18 protein-coding genes are annotated in these 19,710 nt (G+C 72.1%); 6 read left to right on the plus strand and 12 right to left on the minus strand.

Annotated features, from left to right (window positions below; all coding sequences use genetic code 11):
* Positions 1–73 precede the first annotated feature (73 nt).
* Positions 74–718, minus strand: coding sequence for a peptide deformylase (locus tag AC5P09_RS38025; protein ID WP_493878260.1), 645 nt, complete (start codon positions 716–718; stop codon positions 74–76).
* A 149-nt stretch (positions 719–867) separates the two neighbouring features.
* On the opposite strand from AC5P09_RS38025, the gene AC5P09_RS38030 reads away from it, so the two are divergent.
* Positions 868–2,289 (plus strand): PepSY-associated TM helix domain-containing protein, encoded by a 1,422-nt coding sequence (locus AC5P09_RS38030; protein ID WP_493878261.1) that lies wholly within the window; start codon positions 868–870, stop codon positions 2,287–2,289.
* A gap of 105 nt (positions 2,290–2,394) precedes the next feature.
* On the opposite strand, the gene AC5P09_RS38035 is transcribed toward AC5P09_RS38030, so the two are convergent.
* Together AC5P09_RS38035 and AC5P09_RS38040 are read right to left on the minus strand one after the other, a co-directional pair.
* Complete coding sequence (locus AC5P09_RS38035) at positions 2,395–2,742, minus strand: tetratricopeptide repeat protein (RefSeq protein WP_493878262.1); 348 nt, start codon at positions 2,740–2,742, stop codon at positions 2,395–2,397.
* Positions 2,743–2,804: 62 nt separating this feature from the next.
* On the minus strand, positions 2,805–3,248 hold the full coding sequence (locus tag AC5P09_RS38040) for a MarR family winged helix-turn-helix transcriptional regulator (RefSeq protein ID WP_493878263.1): 444 nt from the start codon (positions 3,246–3,248) through the stop codon (positions 2,805–2,807).
* 136 nt (positions 3,249–3,384) lie between these two features.
* Here AC5P09_RS38040 and AC5P09_RS38045 point away from each other — a divergent pair, with 136 nt between their 5' ends.
* A complete protein-coding gene (locus AC5P09_RS38045) occupies positions 3,385–4,350 on the plus strand; it encodes a pirin family protein (protein ID WP_493878264.1) in 966 nt (321 codons plus the stop codon).
* Between the two features lie 16 nt (positions 4,351–4,366).
* Here the strand turns inward: AC5P09_RS38045 and AC5P09_RS38050 are convergent, their stop codons facing one another.
* From AC5P09_RS38050 to AC5P09_RS38065, 4 genes are all read right to left on the minus strand, one after another.
* Positions 4,367–5,431 carry a LacI family DNA-binding transcriptional regulator gene (locus AC5P09_RS38050; RefSeq protein WP_493878265.1) on the minus strand — a complete coding sequence of 355 codons (1,065 nt, stop codon included), beginning with the start codon at positions 5,429–5,431 and terminating at the stop codon, positions 4,367–4,369.
* Between the two features lie 119 nt (positions 5,432–5,550).
* Entirely contained in the window at positions 5,551–7,932 is a 2,382-nt protein-coding gene (locus AC5P09_RS38055) for a beta-galactosidase (protein ID WP_493878266.1), read from the minus strand.
* Positions 7,932–9,692 (minus strand): glycoside hydrolase family 35 protein, encoded by a 1,761-nt coding sequence (locus AC5P09_RS38060; RefSeq protein ID WP_493878267.1) that lies wholly within the window; start codon positions 9,690–9,692, stop codon positions 7,932–7,934. The genes AC5P09_RS38055 and AC5P09_RS38060 overlap by 1 nt, the downstream gene beginning before the upstream one ends.
* A 61-nt stretch (positions 9,693–9,753) precedes the next feature.
* Complete coding sequence (locus AC5P09_RS38065) at positions 9,754–10,923, minus strand: MFS transporter (RefSeq protein ID WP_493878304.1); 1,170 nt, start codon at positions 10,921–10,923, stop codon at positions 9,754–9,756.
* Positions 10,924–11,123: 200 nt separating this feature from the next.
* Here AC5P09_RS38065 and AC5P09_RS38070 point away from each other — a divergent pair, with 200 nt between their 5' ends.
* The 3 genes from AC5P09_RS38070 (at position 11,124) to AC5P09_RS38080 (ending at position 13,327) form a co-directional block, all read left to right on the plus strand.
* On the plus strand, positions 11,124–11,843 hold the full coding sequence (locus AC5P09_RS38070; protein ID WP_493878268.1) for a helix-turn-helix transcriptional regulator: 720 nt from the start codon (positions 11,124–11,126) through the stop codon (positions 11,841–11,843).
* The gene (locus AC5P09_RS38075) at positions 11,840–12,817 is read left to right on the plus strand and encodes a threo-3-hydroxy-L-aspartate ammonia-lyase (RefSeq protein ID WP_493878269.1); all 978 of its coding nucleotides are present in this window, start codon (positions 11,840–11,842) and stop codon (positions 12,815–12,817) included. Before AC5P09_RS38070 ends, AC5P09_RS38075 begins: the two co-directional genes overlap by 4 nt.
* 150 nt (positions 12,818–12,967) lie before the next feature.
* Positions 12,968–13,327 carry a cupin domain-containing protein gene (locus AC5P09_RS38080; RefSeq protein ID WP_493878270.1) on the plus strand — a complete coding sequence of 120 codons (360 nt, stop codon included), beginning with the start codon at positions 12,968–12,970 and terminating at the stop codon, positions 13,325–13,327.
* 21 nt (positions 13,328–13,348) lie between these two features.
* Here the strand turns inward: AC5P09_RS38080 and AC5P09_RS38085 are convergent, their stop codons facing one another.
* The 5 genes from AC5P09_RS38085 to AC5P09_RS38105 all read right to left on the minus strand — a co-directional run bounded on the left by AC5P09_RS38085 (position 13,349) and on the right by AC5P09_RS38105 (position 18,905).
* Positions 13,349–14,323 (minus strand): NAD(P)-dependent alcohol dehydrogenase, encoded by a 975-nt coding sequence (locus tag AC5P09_RS38085; RefSeq protein ID WP_493878271.1) that lies wholly within the window; start codon positions 14,321–14,323, stop codon positions 13,349–13,351.
* Between the two features lie 132 nt (positions 14,324–14,455).
* Complete coding sequence (locus tag AC5P09_RS38090) at positions 14,456–15,814, minus strand: vWA domain-containing protein (protein ID WP_493878272.1); 1,359 nt, start codon at positions 15,812–15,814, stop codon at positions 14,456–14,458.
* Positions 15,811–16,668, minus strand: coding sequence for an AAA family ATPase (locus AC5P09_RS38095; RefSeq protein WP_493878273.1), 858 nt, complete (start codon positions 16,666–16,668; stop codon positions 15,811–15,813). Before AC5P09_RS38095 ends, AC5P09_RS38090 begins: the two co-directional genes overlap by 4 nt.
* Positions 16,669–16,805: 137 nt before the next feature.
* On the minus strand, positions 16,806–18,116 hold the full coding sequence (locus tag AC5P09_RS38100) for an FtsX-like permease family protein (RefSeq protein ID WP_493878274.1): 1,311 nt from the start codon (positions 18,114–18,116) through the stop codon (positions 16,806–16,808).
* 3 nt (positions 18,117–18,119) lie between these two features.
* Entirely contained in the window at positions 18,120–18,905 is a 786-nt protein-coding gene (locus tag AC5P09_RS38105) for an ABC transporter ATP-binding protein (protein WP_493878275.1), read from the minus strand.
* Between the two features lie 179 nt (positions 18,906–19,084).
* Here AC5P09_RS38105 and AC5P09_RS38110 point away from each other — a divergent pair, with 179 nt between their 5' ends.
* Positions 19,085–19,663, plus strand: coding sequence for a hypothetical protein (locus AC5P09_RS38110; protein WP_493878276.1), 579 nt, complete (start codon positions 19,085–19,087; stop codon positions 19,661–19,663).
* Positions 19,664–19,710: the final 47 nt, after the last annotated feature.

Genomic DNA, 19,710 nt, shown 5'->3' on the forward strand with positions numbered 1-19,710 from the left:
ACGCACCATGCCCCGCTCACCCGCGTCGATCAGGCACCGCCGATTCCCTGCGACCTGATCCGCCGGACAGGCCCTAGGGCAGCCGGAACCCGAGGGACGCGGCGGCCTCCTGAGGTGACGGCTGCGTCCACCGCTCCGCCATCGCCTGGCTGGAGGACAGCGAGCGCAGTTCCGCACGGTCCAGGTACAGCGTCCCGTCGAGGTGGTCCGTCTCGTGCTGGACGATCCGTGCGGGCCAGCCGGTGAACACCTCGTCCACCGGGCGGCCCGCCTCGTCCTGGCCGGTCAGCCGCACCTCGGCGGGCCGGGCCACCACCGCCTGCCAGCCCGGCACGCTCAGACACCCCTCGAAGAACGCGGCACGGGCGGTGCCGACGGGCTCGTACAAGGGATTGACCAGGACCCGGAACGGCTGCGGCACCCGGCCGCGCACCAGCCGTACCTCCTCCGGCACCGGCGCGGGATCCTCGATGACGGCGAGCCGCAACGGCACGCCCACCTGAGGCGCGGCGAGGCCCACGCCCGGCGCCGCGTGCATCGTGACCCGCAGGGCCTCGACGAAACGGGCCAGCAGCGAGGGCTCCAGCTGTCCCTCGAAGCGCTCGGTGCCGCGCCGCAGCACCGGATCACCGGCGGCGACGATGGGCAACGGGCCGTCGGTGGCCAGGAGTTCCTCGACCAGTTCCGCCAGGGGCGCGCGAGCACGGGAAGAAGCCATCGCGCCAGGATGCCACGAGGCCTCCGAGCACCTCTCACCGTCCGGCGTGACGCACGCCACACGCACCCCCGGGAACTAGGCGCCCCTTCTCCCCGACTTCTGGACCGCTACAGCCGAGAAACATCCCCTGCCCCGGGAGAAGCCCGCCGATGTCCACCGCTCCCTCGACCACCACGGACGAGGCCCCGCAACCCGCCGCCGCGCCGTCGCCGTCGCCGTCGTCCCCCAGCAGATGGACCCCCCTGCGCCCGCTGATCCTTCGTCTGCACTTCTACGCAGGCGTGTTCGTCGCACCGTTCCTGTTCGTCGCCGCCGTCACCGGCTTCCTGTACGCCGGCGCGTTCCAGGCCGAGAAGATCGTCTACGCCGACGAGATGACCGTCTCGGCCGTCGGCGACGCCAAGCTGCCGATCTCCGAGCAGGTGGCCGCCGCCCGCGAGGCACACCCCGAGGGCACGGTCTCGGCCGTACGCCCCTCGCCCGAGGACGACGCCACCACCAGGGTGCTGCTGTCCGGCGTCCAGGGTGTCGACCCGGACCACACCCTCGCGGTGTTCGTCGACCCGTACACCGCGAAGGTGCGGGGCGCGCTGGAGCAGTACGGCTCGACCGGCGCGCTGCCGCTGCGCACCTGGATCGACGAGTTCCACCGCGACCTGCACCTGGGTGAGAACGGCCGCCTCTACAGCGAACTCGCCGCCAGCTGGCTGTGGGTGATCGCGGCCGGCGGCCTCGTCCTGTGGCTCTCCCGCCGCCGCGCCCTGCGCAAGGTACGCGGCACCGCCGGGCGCCGCCGCACGCTCGGCCTGCACGGCACCGTCGGCGTCTGGGCCGCGGCCGGCTTCATCTTCCTGTCGGCGACCGGCCTGACCTGGTCGACCTACGCCGGCGCGAACATCGACGAACTGCGCACCTCGCTCGGCCACTCCACCCCGTCGGTCACGGCGACCGCGGGCGGCGAGCACTCGGGCCACGGCGCGTCCGCCTCGGCCGGGGACGCGGATCACGGCGTCGGCCTCGACAAGATCCTGGCCGCCGCCCGCACGGAGGGGCTCGGGGACCCCGTGGAGATCGTGCCGCCCGCGGACGCCTCGTCGGCTTACGTGGTGAGGCAGGTCCAGCGCAGCTGGCCCGAGAAGCAGGACTCGGTCGCGATCGACCCGACCACCGGCGAGGTCACCGACGTCCTGCGGTTCGCCGACTACCCGGTGCTGGCCAAGCTGACCCGCTGGGGCATCGACCTGCACACCGGCGTGCTCTTCGGTCTGGTCAACCAGATCGCGCTGATGCTCCTCGCGCTCTCGCTGATCCTGCTGATCGTGCTGGGGTACCGCATGTGGTGGCAGCGTGGCCGCGGCTCCTCCTTCGGGCGGCCGATCCCGCGCGGCGCCTGGCAGCGGGTGTCCCCGCTGGTCCTGCTCCCGTGCGTGGCCGTGATCGCCGTGCTCGGCTACTTCGTCCCGCTGCTCGGCATTCCGCTGGCCGCGTTCATCGCCGTGGACGTGGTGCTCGGCGAGATCGCCCATCGGCGGGGGCGGGGTACACAGGCGAGCGGCGCCGACGCGACGTAGGGGACCTGCGCAACCGAGGGGACCTGCGCAACCGAGGGCGGCGGGACACATGGCTCGGGCCCGGTTCCCCACAGGGATCCGGGCCCGAGCCACAGTCCGTTCGGATCAGAGCTGCTCGAAGTCGCCCGTGAGCGCCGAGGCGAGGCGCAGGTGCGGCTCCGCCTCCTCGTGCCGGCCCTGCCGCTGCAACGTGCGGCCCAGCATCAGCCGCGCGTAGTGCTCCACCGGGTCCCGCTCGACGATCACGCGCAACTCGCTCTCCGCGCGCCGCAGTTGGGCCGAGTGGTAGTAGGCGCGGGCCAGTAGCAGCCGCGGTCCGGTCTGCTCCGGCACCTCCTCGACCAGCCCGCCCAGGACCCGCGCCGCGGCGGCGTAGTCCTTCGCGTCGAAGAACAGCCCCGCCCGCTCCCAGCGCTCGGCCGGCGTTCCGTGGTCGTAGTACGTCGTTTCCACTGCTGACCTCCTTCGCCGCCTTCAACCGCGCGAGGTTGTCAAACATTCCACTACTTCTGCAGCTACTCGGCGAGCGCGGCCAGTTCCGCGTTCGCCCGCTCGGTGACCAGCGCGAGCACCCGCCCCGCGGTCGCCAGATCCTGCGTGGAGATGCCGTCGTAGATCCGGCCGGAGATCTTCCCGGTCTCAGTGCTCACCTCGGTGTACAGCTCCCGTCCCGCGTCGGTGATCAGCACCTTCGGCCCCTCGGTGGTGATCAGCTGCTTGGCGGCCAGCTCCTCGACGACGCCCTGCACGTCCGCCGCCTCGATCTTGAGTGCGTCGACGATCTGCGCCACGAGTCCGTCGCGCTCGACGGCGGCGTCGGCGACCGCGACGGGCCTGAGGGTCACCGACTGCTGGAACGTCATGCCGTGGCGGGCCAGGACGCTCTCCAGGACCGCGCGTCCGGCGTAGTGGGCCAGCGCGATCACGCGGCCGTCGACGGTGGGTGCGGTGGTGGCCATGACTGCTCCTCTTCTCCTTTTGGTTCAAGCCCCTCGGCTCGATGAATACAGTACATGGATACTATATCCATGGCTACTAATGAACGGGGGCTGGTTGGCCTGACGCGGGAGCCTGCGCAGAGCTAGGTTGAGCGCCATGAGCAATCTTGATCGCGAGGCGGTTCCCGCCCTGTGCGGCGGCCGCGGCTTCGTGGTGGCCGAGCCCGTCCGGGAACTCCTCAGCCCTCGTCACGTCAAGCTCGGCGAGTCCACCGAGGTCCGCCGCCTGCTGCCCAACCTGGGCCGCCGCATGGTCGGCGCCTGGTGCTTCGTCGATCACTACGGCCCCGACGACATCGCCGACGAATCCGGCATGCAGGTGCCGCCGCACCCCCACATGGGCCTGCAGACCGTCAGCTGGCTGCACCAGGGCGAGGTACTGCACCGCGACTCCACCGGCAGCCTCCAGACGATCCGCCCGCGCGAACTGGGCCTCATGACCTCCGGCCGAGCGATCAGCCACTCCGAGGAGAGCCCCAAGTCCCACGCCCGGTTCCTGCACGGCGCCCAGCTGTGGGTCGCCCTCCCGGACGGCCACCGCCACACCGACCCGCACTTCGAACACCACGCCGAGCTGCCCCTCGTCACGGCACCGGGCCTGACGGCCACGCTCATCCTCGGCACCCTCGACGGCGCGACCTCGCCCGGCACGACATACACCCCGATCGTCGGCGCCGACCTCGCCCTCGCCCGTGGCACGGACGTACGCCTGCCGCTGGAACCCGACTTCGAGTACGCCGTGCTGTCCATGTCCGGCGAGGCACACGTGGACGGGGTGCCGATGCTCCCCGGCTCGATGCTCTACCTCGGCTGCGGCCGCACCGAACTCCCGCTGCGCGCCGAGTCCGACGCGGACCTGATGCTCCTGGGCGGTGAGCCGTTCGACGAGGAGCTGATCATGTTCTGGAACTGGATCGGGCGCACCCAGGAGGAGATCGAACAGGCCCGCGCCGACTGGATGACCGGATCGCGCTTCGGTGAGGTGAAGGGGTACGACGGGGATCCGCTGCCCGCTCCCGAACTGCCGCCGGTGGCGTTGAAGCCGCGGGGCAGAGTGCGCTGACCCGGCAGCCGATACCTCAGCGCGGCGCCGGCCCGCTGCTGCCGCGGACGACGAGGTCGACCGGGACGAGCGACTCGGGCTGCGCGGGTTGGGCGGGGCCGTCGATGCGGTTGAGCAGGAGGCGCAGGGAGCGGGTGCCGATCTCCGCGAAGTCGGTGCGGACGGTGGTCAGCGGCGGCAGCAGATGCGCGGCCTCCGGGATGTCGTCGTAGCCGACGACACTGACGTCGCCGGGCACCGAGCGGCCGGCCTCGTGCAGGGCGTGCAGGACGCCGAGCGCCATCTGGTCGTTGGAGGCGAACACGGCCGTGACGTCGGGGCGCGCGGCGAGCCGGCGGCCCAGTTCGTACCCGGAGTCGGCGCTCCAGTCGCCGACGAGCGGCTCGGGGATCTCGGCACCGGCCGCGGCGAGGGTCGACCGCCAGCTGCCCAGGCGGTGGTCGGCGGAGGTCCAGCCGGTCGGGCCGGCGATGTGCCACACGGTCGCGTGGCCGAGCCCGAGGAGGTGCTCGATGGCCTTGCGGGCCCCGGTCCGGGAGTCGCCGGTGACCAGCTCGGTGCTGTCGTCGAGGCCGTTCTCCAGCACCACCAGCGGTGTGTCGAGATGGGTGTCGGCCAGGGCGCGGCCCACCCACAGCTGCGGGGCGATGGCGATCACGCCGTCCGCGCCCTCGGCCGACAGCCGGTTCACGGCCTCGACGACCGTGTCGTGGTCGGCCGTGTCGAGGGCGATGGAGCTGATCAGGTAACCGGCCTCCTGGGCGGCGGTGTTGATCGCGGTGAGGATGGCGGCGGGCCCGTAGCGGGCGGCGTCGAAGGAGATGACCCCGAGCATCCGGGTCCGGCCGCTGGCGAGGGATCTGGCGCTGCGGCTGGGCCGGTAGCCGAGCGTACGCATGGCCACCAGGACCCCCTCGCGCGTCTCCGGGCGGACGGAGGGGTGGTCGTTCAGCACGCGGGAGACGGTCTGCTTGGAGACACCGGCCAGCCGGGCCACGTCGTCCATCACGGGACGCGAGCCCGCGAAGTTCCGTCTGCTGCGCCCCTTCGGAACGGCCCCGTCGGCGGCGCTTCGGGTCATGGTGGCGGTTTCCTCGACATCGTTACGGCGGTGTGGTCCCGCCCGGCAGGACCACAGCATAGGCGGGGGAGTCCCGGGGGCCCGGCGGCGCCGGACCCCCGGGCGGTACGGCCGGGCGGTCAGCCGGCCCGGACGGTCCGGGTGCGGGCGGTGACCCACTCGGCGCGCACCACGGCCGCCGTCTCCCCGGTGCCGCCCGCCTCCTCCGGTACGTACACCGGGGCGTCCGCGTGCAGGGGCAGCAGCCTCAGCCGCAGACCGTCCGCGCGCAGGGTGTCGGCGGGCAGCCGGTCGAGGCCGATGTCCCAGACCCGCCCCGAGAAGAACTGGTCGGCGACGAGCACGTCCCCCACGTACGCCCGCCCCACGTCACCGGTCCAGTGCAGGCGCAGCAGGGTCCCCGGCGGCAGATCGTCCGGCACGTCGACGCGGTACTCGGCGGCGACGGTGTCGAAGTACTTGTCCGCGGGGGCGCTCGCCCGGCCCTGCACACCGGTCGTGGTCTCGGGCGCCGGACCGGCGGGCCGGACCAGGGTGACCTGAGGGACGTCCCCTTCGCCTCCGCGCGACGGGACCGGGTAACGGGTGAACACCCCGTCCGCCTCCGGGCTCACCGTCACCCCGTCCACCACCGGCGCCCGCTCCGGCGCGGGCAGCACCGCGAACGACAAGGGCGCCTGCGAGCCGTGCAGCCGTACCTCCTCGTGGTCGAAGACGACCCCGTCCCCGCACAGCACCAGCCGCTCGGCACCCCACGCCTGGCCCCGGTAGGCGGTACGAGCCGTCGCCGCGTCCAGGACCAGCAGGCCGACCCGTCGGCCGTCCGCCGTCTCCACCTCGACCAGGGCGTCGGTGCCGGGCCGCAGCCCGGTGACGAGCAACCGGCCGCCGACGGGCGTGACCTCCCCGGTCGGGGAGCCGACCGACGCCACCGTCGACGCGTCCAGGGCGAGTTCGGGAGCGATGCCCTCGGTCGCGGCCAGCACCAGGACCGTACGGCCGTCCGCCTGGACCGTGCACACCGGCTGGGCGGTGGCCCACTCCAGCCGCAGCCCCGCCACGTCGAGCCGCAGCGGCCAGCAGAAGTAGGCGCCGCGCGGAACGGTGACAGGGACACTGGGCAGGGTCAAGTCGTCGGAGCCGTCCGGGAATTCGATGGTGAATGACGTGTCCGGGTGGTCCGGCAGCGGCTCGTGCGGCTGGTGGTTGTTGACGAACAGGAACCCCGAGGTGCCGTCGCTGCGCACGGCCCAGCGCAGGGTCTCCCGGTCGTCCTGAGCGGCCGGCTGCCGCTCGGGCAGTACGGATTCCATCGGCGCGACGGCATGCCCGAAGTCCGCCAGCATCAGGTGCTGCAGCCGCAGTTCGTGGTACGTCCGCCGGTACTGGCCGTACTCGCCGAGCGGGGCCTGGAAGTCGTACGTCAGCACGGGCAGGTCGTTGGGGTAGCCGGTGGCGTGGGACTCCTGGAGCGTGGTGAGTTCACCGGCGGGGTTGGTGCCGCCGTGGAACATGTAGAAGCCCTGCCAGACCGAACCGCAGCCGATCTTGGTGAGGCCGAGCGCGCCGATGTCGTCGGGGTCCACGCGCGGCCTGCGGTGGTACGACACCGCCATGCCGCCGCCCAACTCGCAGGTGGCCCAGGGGAATCGGTCCGCGAAGGCGTCCGGCTCGCCGCCGCGCACGGTGGTGGGCCTGAGGTCGGCGCCGATGCCCTCGTCGTCGCGCTGGTGGGTGAAGAAGAAGTGCTTGCGGCAGGTGTCGGGCCAGCCGCCGTCCGCCTCGGTCCAGAAGGTCTCGGTGTAGCCGCCGTACAGCGGAAGCAGCTCGTCGGGCGGGAGCTGGACCCCGCCCCAGGCGGTCGACGTCCACAGCGGGGCGCTCATTCCGGCCTCTTGGGCCATGAGCTTCAGTGTGAGGAGGTGGCCGGGCTGGTCGTAGAGCTCGTTCTCGACCTGGATCGCCACGATCGGGCCGCCGTGCGCGCGGTCCAGGCCGCGCAGCTGCTCGGCGATCGCCGCGAACCAGGTGCGTACGGGCTCCAGATAGGCGGGGTCGTCGGTGCGCGGAGTGCAGTCGCGGGCCAGCAGCCAGTCGGGCAGGCCGCCGCCCCGGACCTCCGCGTGCGACCAGGGGCCGATGCGCGGGATGAAGTCCAGGCCGTGGCGGGCGCACAGCTCGGCGAAGCGGCGCAGGTCGCGGTCGCCGTCGAAGCGGACGCGGCCCTCGATCTCCTCGTGGTGGATCCAGATGATGTAACTGGCGACGGCCGTGACGCCGCCCGCCTTCATCTTCAACAGCTCCTCCTCCCACTCGCCGGCCGGGTAGCGGGAGTAGTGGAACTCGCCGGAGACCGGGAACCAGGGACGCCCGCCGCGCGAGAGCCAACGACTGTTGACCTCGATCGGATCGGGCACGCCCGGGGCGTCGGAGAAGGGCAGATGTCCGGCCGCCGGTGGCCCGGCGGGGGAGGGGACGCGCAGGCGGTGCGGGTGGGCCATCAGTCGTTCTCCGGTCCGAGGTCGGGAGTGTCGGTGAGCTGGGCGCGGGTGCCGGTGGTGGCGTGCAGCTCCAGCAGGACCAGTTCGTTGGCGCCCGGACGCAGGACCGGGCCGGGGACGTACAGCGTGCGCTGCGGACCGCGGTTCCAGTAGCGGCCGAGGTGGAAGCCGTTGACCCAGGCCTGGCCCTTGGTCCAGCCGGGCAGGGCGAGGAAGGTGTCCGCGGGGGTGTCCACCTCGAACGTCCCCTGGTGGAACGCGGGTACCGCGTCCGTGGACGCGTCGGACGGCACGAACGGCACCGCGCCCAGGTCGGCCGGCGGAACGGCCCGGCACTCCCAGCCGTGCAGGGCCAGGCCCTGGAAGGACACCGGGCCGAGCAGCCCCTTGGGTGCGCCGATGCGCGGCCCGTAGTTGACCCCGCCCTGGTTCTCCACCAGCACCTCGAGGACGGCACCGGGCGCCGGCACCCGCACGGGCAGCGTCTCGTCGTGGCGTTCGCGCTCCAGTACGCCGACGGAGGCTCCGTCCACGAAGACCTGGGCGCGGTCGCCGACACCGCCCGCGAAGTGCAGCAGCCCGTCGCCGGAGGCGGGAACGGTCGTGCGGTAGAGCACGTACCCGCCGTGCACGCCGAGTTCGTCCATCGTCACCGGGTCCTCGGTGCGCACGGCACCGTCGAGCGTCCGCAGGTACGGCAGCAGCGGCGCCCGGCGCTCCAACCGCACGGCAGTGGGCGGGAGTTTGGGGCCCGGCGCCGGGGCGGGCTCGTCGGGGACCGGGGCGTGCCGGGCGATGACCTCCCGGAAGGCGTGGTACTTGGGCCCCGGGGCGCCGCTCTCGGTGAGCGGGGCGTCGTAGTCGTACGACGTGACGGTGGGCTCGTAGGCGTGCTTGTGGTTGGCGCCGTTGGTGAAGCCGAAGTTGGTGCCGCCGTGGAACATGTAGATGTTGACGGAGGCGCCGGCGGACAGCAGCCGGTCCAGGTCGGACGCGGCGTCGGCCGCCGACCGGGTGTGGTGCGGCCCGCCCCAGTAGTCGAACCAGCCGATCCAGAACTCGGCGCACATCAGGGGGCCTTCGGGCTGGTGGGTGCGCAATGCGCCCAGATTCTCCTCGACCCGGCTGCCGAAGGTCGCCGTGGCGAGCAGGCCGGGCAGGCTCCCGGCGGCCAGGTGATCGGCGCCCGCCTGGTCGCAGGTGAACAGCAGCTCGTCGACACCCCGGGAACGCAGCGCCTGTTCGACGTGCTTGAGGTACGCGGTGTCGTCGCCGTACGCCCCGTACTCGTTCTCCACCTGTACGGCGATCACCGGCCCGCCGTTCGCGGCGAGGTGCGGCAGCAGCGGCGGCAGGAGCTGGTCGAGATAGCGGTCGAAGGCGTCGGTGAAGCGCGGGTCGCTGGTACGCAGCCGGATGTCGGGGTCCGAGACCAGCCACGCGGGCAGTCCGCCGTCGTCCCACTCGGCGCAGATGTACGGCCCGGGGCGCAGCAGCACCTGCAGGCCCTCCGCCCGCGCCAGCCGCAGGAAGCGGGGCAGGTCGAGCAGGCCGTCGAGGACGAGGGTGCCGGGTACGGGCTCGTGCAGGTTCCACGGCAGGTACGTCTCGACCGTGTTGAGGCCCATGAGGCGTGCCTTGCGCAGCCGGTCGGTCCACTGGTCGGGATGGACGCGGAAGTAGTGCAGGGCCCCGGAGATGATCCGGAACGGCTCGCCGTGCAGGAGGAAACCGTCGGACGAGGTCGTCAGAGCGGGCATACGGGTGCTTCCCTTCGGTTCGCTTCGGTTCGGGTGCGACAGCGCCGGTGCCGGTCCCGGTTCACTGGGTGCGGGTGCTGCGGATCAGCCAGAGCGTGGCGGCCAGGCACAGCGCCGAGACACCGCCGAGCAGCAGCGGCACCGATCGGATGCCGGCCTCCTCGATCGCCTTGCCGAGCGCCGGTCCCGCCGCGACCCCGCCGACCATGGACGCGGCGATGACCAGGGCTCCGGCCCGTCGGGCGCTCGGGGCCGCCCGGTGCAGCCAGGGCAGGCCGGTGGGGAAGATCGGGGCGATGAACAGACCGACACCGGCGTACGCGTACGGTGCGAGCGCCGGGATCGACGCCAGCAGCAGACAGAGCGTCATGCCCGTGCAGGAGACCGTGATGATGGCCTGGGCGGAGAAGCGCAGGGCGATCGGTGCGACCAGGAACCGGCCGACGGTCATCATCAGCCAGTACACGGAGGTCGCGGTCGCGGCGACCCCGGCGCCGTATCCCACGGTCTCCAGATGGGTCGGCTCCCAGCCGCCGACGCCCGCCTCGATGCCCACGTGCAGTACATACAGCGCGACGAACACGGCGAGCACCGAGCCCAGGCTGCGGCCCAGGACCCGCCGGTCACCGGTCTCGGGACCGCCGGTCGGCCCGGGCGCGCGGTCGTGTACGCCCTTCAGGCACAGCAGCAACGGCAGGTTGGCGAGCGCGAAAGCGAGGAAGACCGCCGGGTAGTGCTCGGCGCCGATCATGCCGATCAGCGCCGGGCCGAGGATCGCGCCGATGCCGAAGTGCGCGTTCAGGATGTTCAGCATCGCGGTCGAACGGCGCCCGAATCCGACCGCGAACAGCTGGTTGAGGCCGTAGTCGATGCCGCCGAAACCGAGCCCCGCCAGCAGCGCCATGACCAGTGCGGCCGGCCAGTTCGGAGCGAGCGCGAAGCCCGCCGCGCCGACCGCCATGAGCAGGTACGAGGCGCCGAGGATCTGCCGGTTGCCGAGGCGGCCGTAGAGCCGGTCGAAGAGCAGCACACCGGCCACCCCGCCGACGAAGTGGGCGCTCAGCCCCAGCCCCGCGGCCGAGGGGGACAGCCCGAACTCCTCGCGGAACGCCGGGATGGCCGGCCCGTACAGCGCCTGGAGCGCGCCGATGAGGACGAAGCCCACGCAGGAGGCCACCACGGCGGCGGGGCTGAAGACCGGGGTGTCCGGCCGTACGTGGGTGGACGGGATCGGTCTGCTGCTGTCGACAACTCGTTCTTCCCCCGGCACAGCACACCTCTCGTTGGCTTCGACCGTTGTGATGTTACCGGTAACATCACGCCCGTCAAGATCCCGGACAGGGATCGGTGCGAGGGGTGAATTGGACTGTCAGTCCAGGCGTTGGACGTGTAGTCTGGAATCCCTGGTTGCGGCAGGAAGGGCGGGCGTCGGTGGGCGAGACGAGTGTGGAGGCCGAGCGGGACGCGGTCATCGCCGCCCTGGTCCCGGTGATCGACGGGATCGCGGCGACGTTCGGCCCGGTGTGCGAGGTGGTGCTCCATGACTACCGGCGCCCGGAGCAGTCGGTGGTCGCCATCGCCGGCTCCGTGACAGGGCGCGCGGTGGGCGGCGCGATGAGCGAGATCGGCATGCGGATCGTCGCCCGGGGCGAGGAGGCGGCCGACGAGCTGAACTACGTCACCCGGACCCGGACCGGCCAGACCCTCAAGTCGTCCACGATGGTGCTGCGGGACTCCACAGGCGCGGTGTTCGGCGCGCTGTGCGTGAACCTGGACGTCACCACGCTCACCGAGGCCCACACCGTGCTCGGAGCGCTGACCGGCATCGGCCGCCCGCCCGCCGAACTACCGGTCACCACCTTCGGCAACGACATCGACTCCGTCGTCGACGTCATCCTCGACGACCACCACCTGAGACAGGACCGGGCGTGGGCGGGCCTCGACCGCGCGGCCCGCCTTGAGCTCTTCCGCAGCCTCGACGAGCGCGGGGTGTTCGCGGTGCGCCGCTCGGTCGAACAGGTCGCCGGCCGGCTCGGCATCTCCCGCGCCTCCGCGTACAGCTACCTCTCCCAGGCCCGGGCCGCGACGGAGGCGACCCCGGACTCCAGCGACTCCAGCGGCTCCAGCAACTCTCCCGGAGGACACGCGTGACGACCACCACCCCGCCGGTCACCCTCGACGACATCCGTGACGCGGCCGCCCGTCTCAAGGGCGTCGCGCACCGCACCCCCGTGCTGCGCTCCCGCACCCTCGACGCGCTCGTCGGTGCCGAGGTCTTCCTCAAGTGCGAGAACTTCCAGCGCGTCGGGGCCTTCAAGTTCCGCGGCGCCTACAACGCGGCCTCGCGGCTGACCCCGGACCAGCTCGCCCGGGGCATCGCCACCTACTCCTCCGGCAACCACGCCCAGGCCGTCGCCCTCGCCGCCCGCGAACTAGGCACCACCGCGGTGATCGTGATGCCGCACGACGCCCCGGCCTCGAAGCGGGACGCCACCGCGGGATACGGCGCCGAGATCGTGACGTACGACCGCTACACCGGCGACCGCGTCGCCATCGCCGAGGCCCTGGCGGCCGAACGGGGCCTCGCGGTCATCCCGCCGTACGAACACCCCCATGTCATCGCCGGGCAGGGCACGGCGGCGCTCGAACTCCTTGAGGAGGTAGGGGAGTTGGACGCGCTGATGACTCCGGTCGGCGGTGGCGGACTGATCGCGGGGAGTGCCACGGCGGCCAAGGGCCATTACGCGAACCTGCGGATGATCGGCGTCGAGCCGGAGGCCGGGGACGACACCAAGCGGTCCCTGGAGGCGGGCCGGCGCATCGAGATCCCCGTGCCGCACACCATCGCCGACGGCCAGGCGCTGCACACGCCCGGCGAACTCACCTTCTCCGTCAACCGGCTGCTCGTCGACGCGATCGAGCTGGTCTCGGACGACGAGATCCGGGAGGCGATGCGATTCGCCTTCGAGCGCCTGAAGATCGTCGTCGAACCGAGCGGCGCCACACCGCTGGCCGCCCTGCTCGCGGGCCGGATGGGCAGCCCGCCCCGCCGGGTCGGGGTGATCATCTCCGGGGGGAACGTCGACGCCGAGCGCTTCGCCCGCCTGTGCGGGGGCACGGACTGACACGGAAGGGCCGTCACCCGAATGGCGGTTCCCGGTCGGCGGGCGGACCATGGAGTGGTGGGGCGCGGCCCCCGTCGTTGCCGCTCGCGGTGGGCGGGAGGCGGAGACCGGCCCCGGCCGTATAGAGCCCGGCCGGAAGGGAGAGCCGTCATGATCGAGGTGAAGACGCTCGACAAGCCGGACGAGCGCCGCGATTTCCCCCGGGGCCATCTCGAAGCCGTCCACCTCAGTGGACTCGACTTCGCCGTGGCCACCTTCGAACCGGGCTGGCGCTGGTCGGAATCCGTGGCCCCGATCGCGGGCACGGACAGCTGTCAGATCCACCACAACGGCTACGTCGTCCAGGGGCGTATGCGCATCCGCATGGAGGACGGCGGCGAGGCCGAAGTGGGTCCCCACGACACCTTCGTGTGCCCGCCCGGACACGACGCCTGGGTCGTGGGTGACGAACAGTGCGTGGTGTACGACTTCGCCGGAGGCATGGCGAAGGAGTACGCGAAGGCCGACTGACACCGGTCGAGGGCGCGCGCCTCACACGGTGACGACCACCTTGGCGCGCGCGTGCTCGACCTCCAGGTACCGCATCGCCTCGGACACCTCGCCCAGCGGATACGTGCGGTCGACGACCGGGGCGATCTTCCCGGACTCGACGAGCTCCCGCAGTGCCGCGAGGTTCGCCCTGCTGGGTTTGGCCGGGAGTTCGAGCAGGCGTTGGCGGACGAAGGGCGACATCAGGCGCCGCTTGAAGAAGAGCCCCATCGGGCCGACCAGGCTCCCGCCCTCGAACACACCCCCGCCGGACAGGACGAGCGTCCCGGTGGGGGTCACGGTGCGCCGGAACGCGCCGAGGGAGTGGTTGCCCACCAGGTCCAGGACGACCTCGTACTGACGTCCGGCGCGGGTGAAGTCCTCCCGCGTGTAGTCGAGGACATGGTCCGCGCCGAGCGACCGGACGAGGTCGACATTGCGGGTGCTGCACACGCCGGTCACCTCAGCGCCGTACGCCTTGGCGATCTGCACCGCGAACGTGCCGACCCCGCCCGACGCCCCGTTCACCAGCACCGTTTGGCCCGCCCGCACCCCGGCCACGTCCCGCAGGCCGATGAGCGCGGTGTTCGCGGCCAGGGGGATCGCGGCCGCCTGCTCGAAGCCGAGGCCGGCCGGCTTTTGGCCCACCGCGTCGGCGGCGGCGCACACGAACTCCGCGAAGGCGCCGTCGGCCTCGCCGTACACCTCGTCGCCGGGGCTCAGTCCCTCGACCCCGGCGCCCACCGCCTCGACCCGCCCGGCGAAGTCCCGGCCCCGGATCCTCTGCTTCGGCGCGCGCAGCCCCATCATCAGACGGGCGATCTTCGGGTCGCCGCGCATGAAATGCCAGTCGTAGGCGTTGAGCGCCGCCGCGTGCACCCGCACCAGCACCTCGCCGGCGGCGGGCACGGGCGGATCGACCTCCCTGACCTCCAGGGTGTCCGCCGAGCCGTACCTGTCCTGGACCACTGCCTTCATGGGTTCCCCCTCCGTTGCTGCGGAGCGTAAGGGCGTGAAGACGGGAAGGACATCGGGGACAAGCCCTACGTCTCCGGGATGAGCCGACGCCCGGGGCGGCCGCAGCGGTGCTGGGGCGGCCGCAGCGCTCGGTCAGACCGGCAGCAGGCGCTCCACCAGGGCGCTGAGCTGCCGGGCGTTGCGGCACTCGTGCATCTCTACGACCTCGGCGTAGTCGGGGGCGGCGGAGTCGCCCGTGCCCCACTGGGAGCGCGCCTCCGGGTTCAACCAGTAGACGCGGCGGGCTTGTCGGGCGATCCGGCGTACGGCGGGCAGGTTGGGGTCGCTCATGTTCGTACGGGCGTCACCGAGGACGAACACCGTGGTGCGCGGGCCGACCGCGTCGCCGTACCGCTCCGCGAACTCGCCCAGCGCGACGCCGTAGTCGCTGCTGCCGTGCCAGCCGGTGAGCGTCGCCTCGGCCCGGATGCGGGCGCCGAGGCCTTCCGCGTCGGCCGCGCCGTGCACGAGAAGCCGGGTCACCTCGTCGATCCGGTTGACGAAGGCGAACACCCGCACCTTGCTGAACTGGTCGTGCAGCGCCTGCACCAGCAGCATCGTGAAGTCCGAGAACCCGGACACCGACCCCGACACATCGCACAGCAGCACCAGTTCGGGCCGGGCGGGACGGCGCCGGCGCAGCACGGGCCGCATCGGCACCCCGCCCGTCGACAGCGACCCGCGCAGGGTGCGCCGCAGATCGATGCTGCCGCGCGCGGCCCGGCGGCGGCGCGCGGCGAGCCGGGTGGCGAGCTTGCGGGCCAGCGGCTGCACCGTCCTGCGCAGCTCGGCCAGCCGGTCCTTCCCGGCGAACAGGAAGTCCACCCGGTCGGCGGTCGGGGCCACCGCCCGCCGCGCGATCTCGTCCCGGCCCCGCCGCTCGGCGACCCGACGCCGCGCCTCCGCGCCCACCATCCGGCGGAACGCCTCGATGCGTCGCCGGATCTCGTCCTCCAGCAGCCGGTCCGTGAACCCCGGACCGCCGCCCTGCGCCCGGACGTCGTCGCGGACGCGGGCGAGCAGCGTATGCGGGCGGATCCGGTCGAGTGCCTGGTACGACGACCAGCCGTCCGAGGCCGGCGAGGACCCGTATCCGCCGAAGCCGTCGACCGCCTCGGCCGCCAATCTGGCCATCAGTGCCTGGTCGTTGGCGGCGAGCGCGGCCGCGAGCCGCTCGCGCAGGTCGTCCCGGTCCGTGGCCTCCGTCTCCGGCGCTCCCACGCCCCGCGGGAAGTACAGGTCGAAGACCGGGTCGAACACGGGTCGTTGGGCCGTGCCGTGCAGGAGCGTCGCCGCCAGCCCCTCCCGCAGCAGCTCGCGATCCGCGAACCCCAGGGCCGCCACCGCCTGTGCCGCGTCCACGGTCTCGCCGGTGCCGACGCGGATGCCGTGCGCACGCAGCGCGCCGACCAGGGACGTCAGCCGCTCCGCGACACCGGCCGGCGTGCTCACAGAGCTCCCAGGTCCAGCTTGGCACCGGCCTTGAGGACGTCGTCCTGGTGCTTGAGCAGCACGCCGAGGGTGTCGCGTACGACGGTCTCGTCGAGCGTGCCGGCGCCCAGCGCGAGAAGCGTGCGCGCCCAGTCGATGGTCTCGGCGACCGAAGGCGCCTTCCGCAGGTCCATGGCCCGCAGCGCGCCGACCACCCGGACCACCGACTCGGCCAGCGCCTCGTCGAGGCCCGGCACCTTCAGCCGTACGATCCGACGCTCCAACTCCTCCTCCGGGAACCCGATGTGGAGGAACAGACAGCGTCGGCGCAGTGCCTCGGACAGCTCACGGCTCGCGTTCGAGGTGAGGACGACGAAGGGGCGCCGGGTCGCGGTGATCGTGCCCAGTTCGGGGACGGTGACCTGGAAGTCGCTGAGCACTTCGAGGAGCAGACCCTCGACCTCCACGTCCGCCTTGTCGGTCTCGTCGATCAGCAGCACCTTGGGCTCGTCGCCGCGGATCGCGGTCAGCAGCGGACGGGGGAGCAGGAACTCCTCGCTGAAGATGTCCGTGCGGGCCTCGTCCCACGTCTCGTCCCGGCCGGCGCTGATGCGCAGCAACTGCTTGGCGTGGTTCCACTCGTACAGCGCCCGGGACTCGTCGACGCCCTCGTAGCACTGCAAGCGCACCAGCCGTGCCCCCGCGACCTGTGCCACGGCCTTCGCGAGCTCCGTCTTGCCGACTCCGGCGGGGCCCTCCACGAGCAGCGGCTTGCCGAGACGGTCGGCGAGGAAGACCGTCGTGGCGACGGCGGGCGAGGCGAGGTAGCCGGTTTCGGCCAGACGTGCGGAGACGTCGTCGACGGAAGTGAACAACGGGAGCCTCCAGCTCGGCGGCGAGTACCTGGACCAGCACACTATCTAAGCGCTTGTTCAGCGCTCGTGTCACCAGGAATCCGGTGATCCGAAAACAGCGGGCGGCCGTCGAGAGGGCCGCCCGCTGTCGAACGTGCTCACGCAGCCACCGCGACCGCCCCCACGGCCGGAGTGCGCAGCACCCGCCGGGCCGTCGCCAGGCTCGTGCCCAGCGTGGCCGCCGCCGCGACCGACACGACCGCCAGCCAGATGCCGAGGCCCTGATGCGGCAGGACCGAGTCGGTGCGGACCACGGTGAACGGGATGATCCCGGCCAGCGCGGCCACCGTGCCGAAGAACAGACCCGTGACCGTCAGGATCAGCCCCTCCATGCCCACCGTGCCGAGCACCTGCCCCGGAGTCGCCCCCGCGAGGCGCTGCTGCCCGAACTCCCGGCGGCGGTAAGTGGTCGCCGCGTACAGCGAGTTGACCAGCATCACGCAGACGAACACCACGATGATGCCGACCACGGTGAAGTTCAGCGTTTCCAGGTTCTTGGCGTCGACCGACTTGGTCAGCCCCGAGGCCTCGACCGCGTCGCTCTCCACCGCCTGCATGTACAGCGTGGCCGTGGCGACCGCCGTGAACAGGATCAGCGACATCAGGATCCCGGCGAGGTGGTCCGCCCGGCGGCGCAGGTTGCGCACCGCCAGCCAGCCGCTCGCACCGGTCAGCGGCAGCCGGTCCAGCACGCCCTTCAGCAGCCGCGGCGACAGCAGGGCGAAGCCCACCGACAGCAGGATCGCCCCGTACGCGGGCGCCGCCATCAGCGCCGCGTCCGTCGCCGGGATCGCGAAGGTGGAGCACACCGCCGCGACGCCGGTGGCGAGGGCGGCGTACGCGAAGAACGTCCGTCCCCTGCCCCGCCGTTCGTGTCCGCGCGTCGCCCGCCGTACGGCGAGGAACGCGGCGCCCGCCGCCGCGAGCAGCGTGATGTCGACACCCGACAGCAGCGCGATCGCACCGAAGGAGTGGTCGACGGACCGCGCGACCTGCCCGCTGTCCTGGAACACCTCCAGCAGCGCCTGCCCGCCGAGCATCGCCGGGCCGATCGCCAGCACCGCCCCCACCAGGGCCACGGCCACCGCCTCACCCACCACCATCCGCTTGAGCTGCGCCGGAGTCGCCCCCGAGCAGCGCAGCAGCTCCAACTCGGCCGCACGCTGACGGACGTTGACCGTGAGCGTCGAGGCGACGGCGAAGAACACCAGGAGGGTGCCGTAGCCGCCGACCACGCTCGCCGCGGTGGTCAGCGTCTGAGCGCTCACCGAGTCGACGCCGCTCTGCGCCGCCGTGTCGTGCATCGAGTTGAACGTCATGATGATCGCCGCGCCCAGGAAGGCGGACAGCAGCGTCGCCAGGAACCGCCCGGGCCGCTGCCGGATCGACCGCATCGCCAGCATGAACATCGCTCACACCCCCGCCGTCATGTCGTCGCCCAAGTGCGCCAGCCGTTCCGCGACCGCGTCCGCCGTAGGGGCGTCCATCCGCCCGGCCAGCCGGCCGTCGGCGAGGAACAGCACGGAGTCGGCGTACGAGGCGGCGACCGGGTCGTGCGTCACCATCACCACGGTCCGGCCGTGCACGCCCACCGCCTGCTGGAGCAGCCGCAGCACGTCCCGCGCGCTGCGTGTGTCCAGGGCGCCGGTGGGTTCGTCCGCGAAGATCACCCGGGGTTCGGTGACCAGCGCGCGGGCGATCGCCACGCGCTGGCGCTGGCCGCCGGACAACTGGTCCGGACGGTGGCCCAGCCGGTCGCCCAGGCCGACGGACGTCAGCACCTCGCGGGCCCTCGCGCGGTCCACGCGCCGCCCGGCGAGCCTGAGCGGCAGCACCGTGTTCTGGGCGACGGTCAGCGTGTCCAGCAGGTTGTACTGCTGGAACACGAACCCGATCCGGCCCCGCCGGAACTTCGTGAGCTCGGCCTCGCCGCCCCCGGTCAGCTCCGTGCCGTCCACCCGCACGATGCCGCTGTCCGGCCGGTCGAGGCCGGCCGCGCACTGCAACAGAGTCGACTTGCCGGAGCCCGACGGTCCCATCACCGCGGTGAAGGTGCCGCGTCCGAGAGTGAGGGTGACGCCGTCCAGGGCGGTCACGGCACTCTCGTCCGCCCCATACGTCTTGGTGACCTTGACCAGCCGCAGTGCTTCGGCGGCGGGTCCCGTGTCGTGCGTACGTCGCGAACCTGTGCGAAACATCGTCATCACTCTCCGTCCGGCACGCCGTGTGCCTCGCTCAAGAAGCTACGGAGACGGCGGGCGGAGCACATTGGGCGCAGGACCCGTATGGGGAGGTGTACTCAGTGACACCTACTCAGTGACACCCACCGCCCCATATGGAACGGCGAATTGTCAGTGGCGCCTTGTACGTTGCGTACATGGGGATGTATCTGGTCAGTGTCGGTCGGCAGGAATGGTTCAGTGACGAGGAGGGTGTAGGCGGGAAGGGCGCGATCGCCTCGGCGTTCAACGAGGAGTTGAGACTGCGCGGTCTGCCGCCGTACGAATCCGTCCCGGAGCTGGGCCCGGCCCTGTGGTTCGAGGAGAAGCTGAGCCTTCCCATGACCGGGTTCAGCGCGTTGTGTCGTGCGCATCTGACGCCCGAGGAGGAAGAAACCCTCTGTGGCTGGTCGGAGATGGTGCCGATCTCTCTCGACGAGGAGATCACGCTGCCCGTCGGCGGTGCCTACACGGTCATGACGGTGGTGGCCGGGGCGCCTCAGGTACTCGCCGCCGCCGAGCGGCTGGCGTCGGCGATCGGGCTGCCGCCCGAGGTGCCGGACGTGTTCCCGAACCTCGGCCTGACGATGTGGTTCCTGGACGGACAGGCCAAGGACCTGGCCGCCACCCGGCCGGGACCGTGGAGCGAGGACCTCAACTCGGCCTTCTACGCGGCGCTGTATCTCCGTGCCGCCCAGCACTCACTGCGCTGCGGGGTGCCCCTGTCGTACTCCTGATCCCGTCTCCGCCACCGAGTCGGACTCCACCTGCGCGCCCATCGGTG

The organism is Streptomyces sp. a15 (assembly GCF_059026085.1).

Coding starts and splice junctions, on each gene's coding strand:
- AC5P09_RS38025 (WP_493878260.1), bottom strand. CDS start 718: ATGGCTTCTTCCCGTGCTCGCGCGCCCCTGGCGGAACTGGTCGAGGAA.
- AC5P09_RS38030 (WP_493878261.1), top strand. CDS start 868: ATGTCCACCGCTCCCTCGACCACCACGGACGAGGCCCCGCAACCCGCC.
- AC5P09_RS38040 (WP_493878263.1), bottom strand. CDS start 3,248: ATGGCCACCACCGCACCCACCGTCGACGGCCGCGTGATCGCGCTGGCC.
- AC5P09_RS38045 (WP_493878264.1), top strand. CDS start 3,385: ATGAGCAATCTTGATCGCGAGGCGGTTCCCGCCCTGTGCGGCGGCCGC.
- AC5P09_RS38050 (WP_493878265.1), bottom strand. CDS start 5,431: ATGACCCGAAGCGCCGCCGACGGGGCCGTTCCGAAGGGGCGCAGCAGA.
- AC5P09_RS38055 (WP_493878266.1), bottom strand. CDS start 7,932: ATGGCCCACCCGCACCGCCTGCGCGTCCCCTCCCCCGCCGGGCCACCG.
- AC5P09_RS38060 (WP_493878267.1), bottom strand. CDS start 9,692: ATGCCCGCTCTGACGACCTCGTCCGACGGTTTCCTCCTGCACGGCGAG.
- AC5P09_RS38080 (WP_493878270.1), top strand. CDS start 12,968: ATGATCGAGGTGAAGACGCTCGACAAGCCGGACGAGCGCCGCGATTTC.
- AC5P09_RS38085 (WP_493878271.1), bottom strand. CDS start 14,323: ATGAAGGCAGTGGTCCAGGACAGGTACGGCTCGGCGGACACCCTGGAG.
- AC5P09_RS38100 (WP_493878274.1), bottom strand. CDS start 18,116: ATGTTCATGCTGGCGATGCGGTCGATCCGGCAGCGGCCCGGGCGGTTC.
- AC5P09_RS38105 (WP_493878275.1), bottom strand. CDS start 18,905: ATGTTTCGCACAGGTTCGCGACGTACGCACGACACGGGACCCGCCGCC.
- AC5P09_RS38110 (WP_493878276.1), top strand. CDS start 19,085: ATGGGGATGTATCTGGTCAGTGTCGGTCGGCAGGAATGGTTCAGTGAC.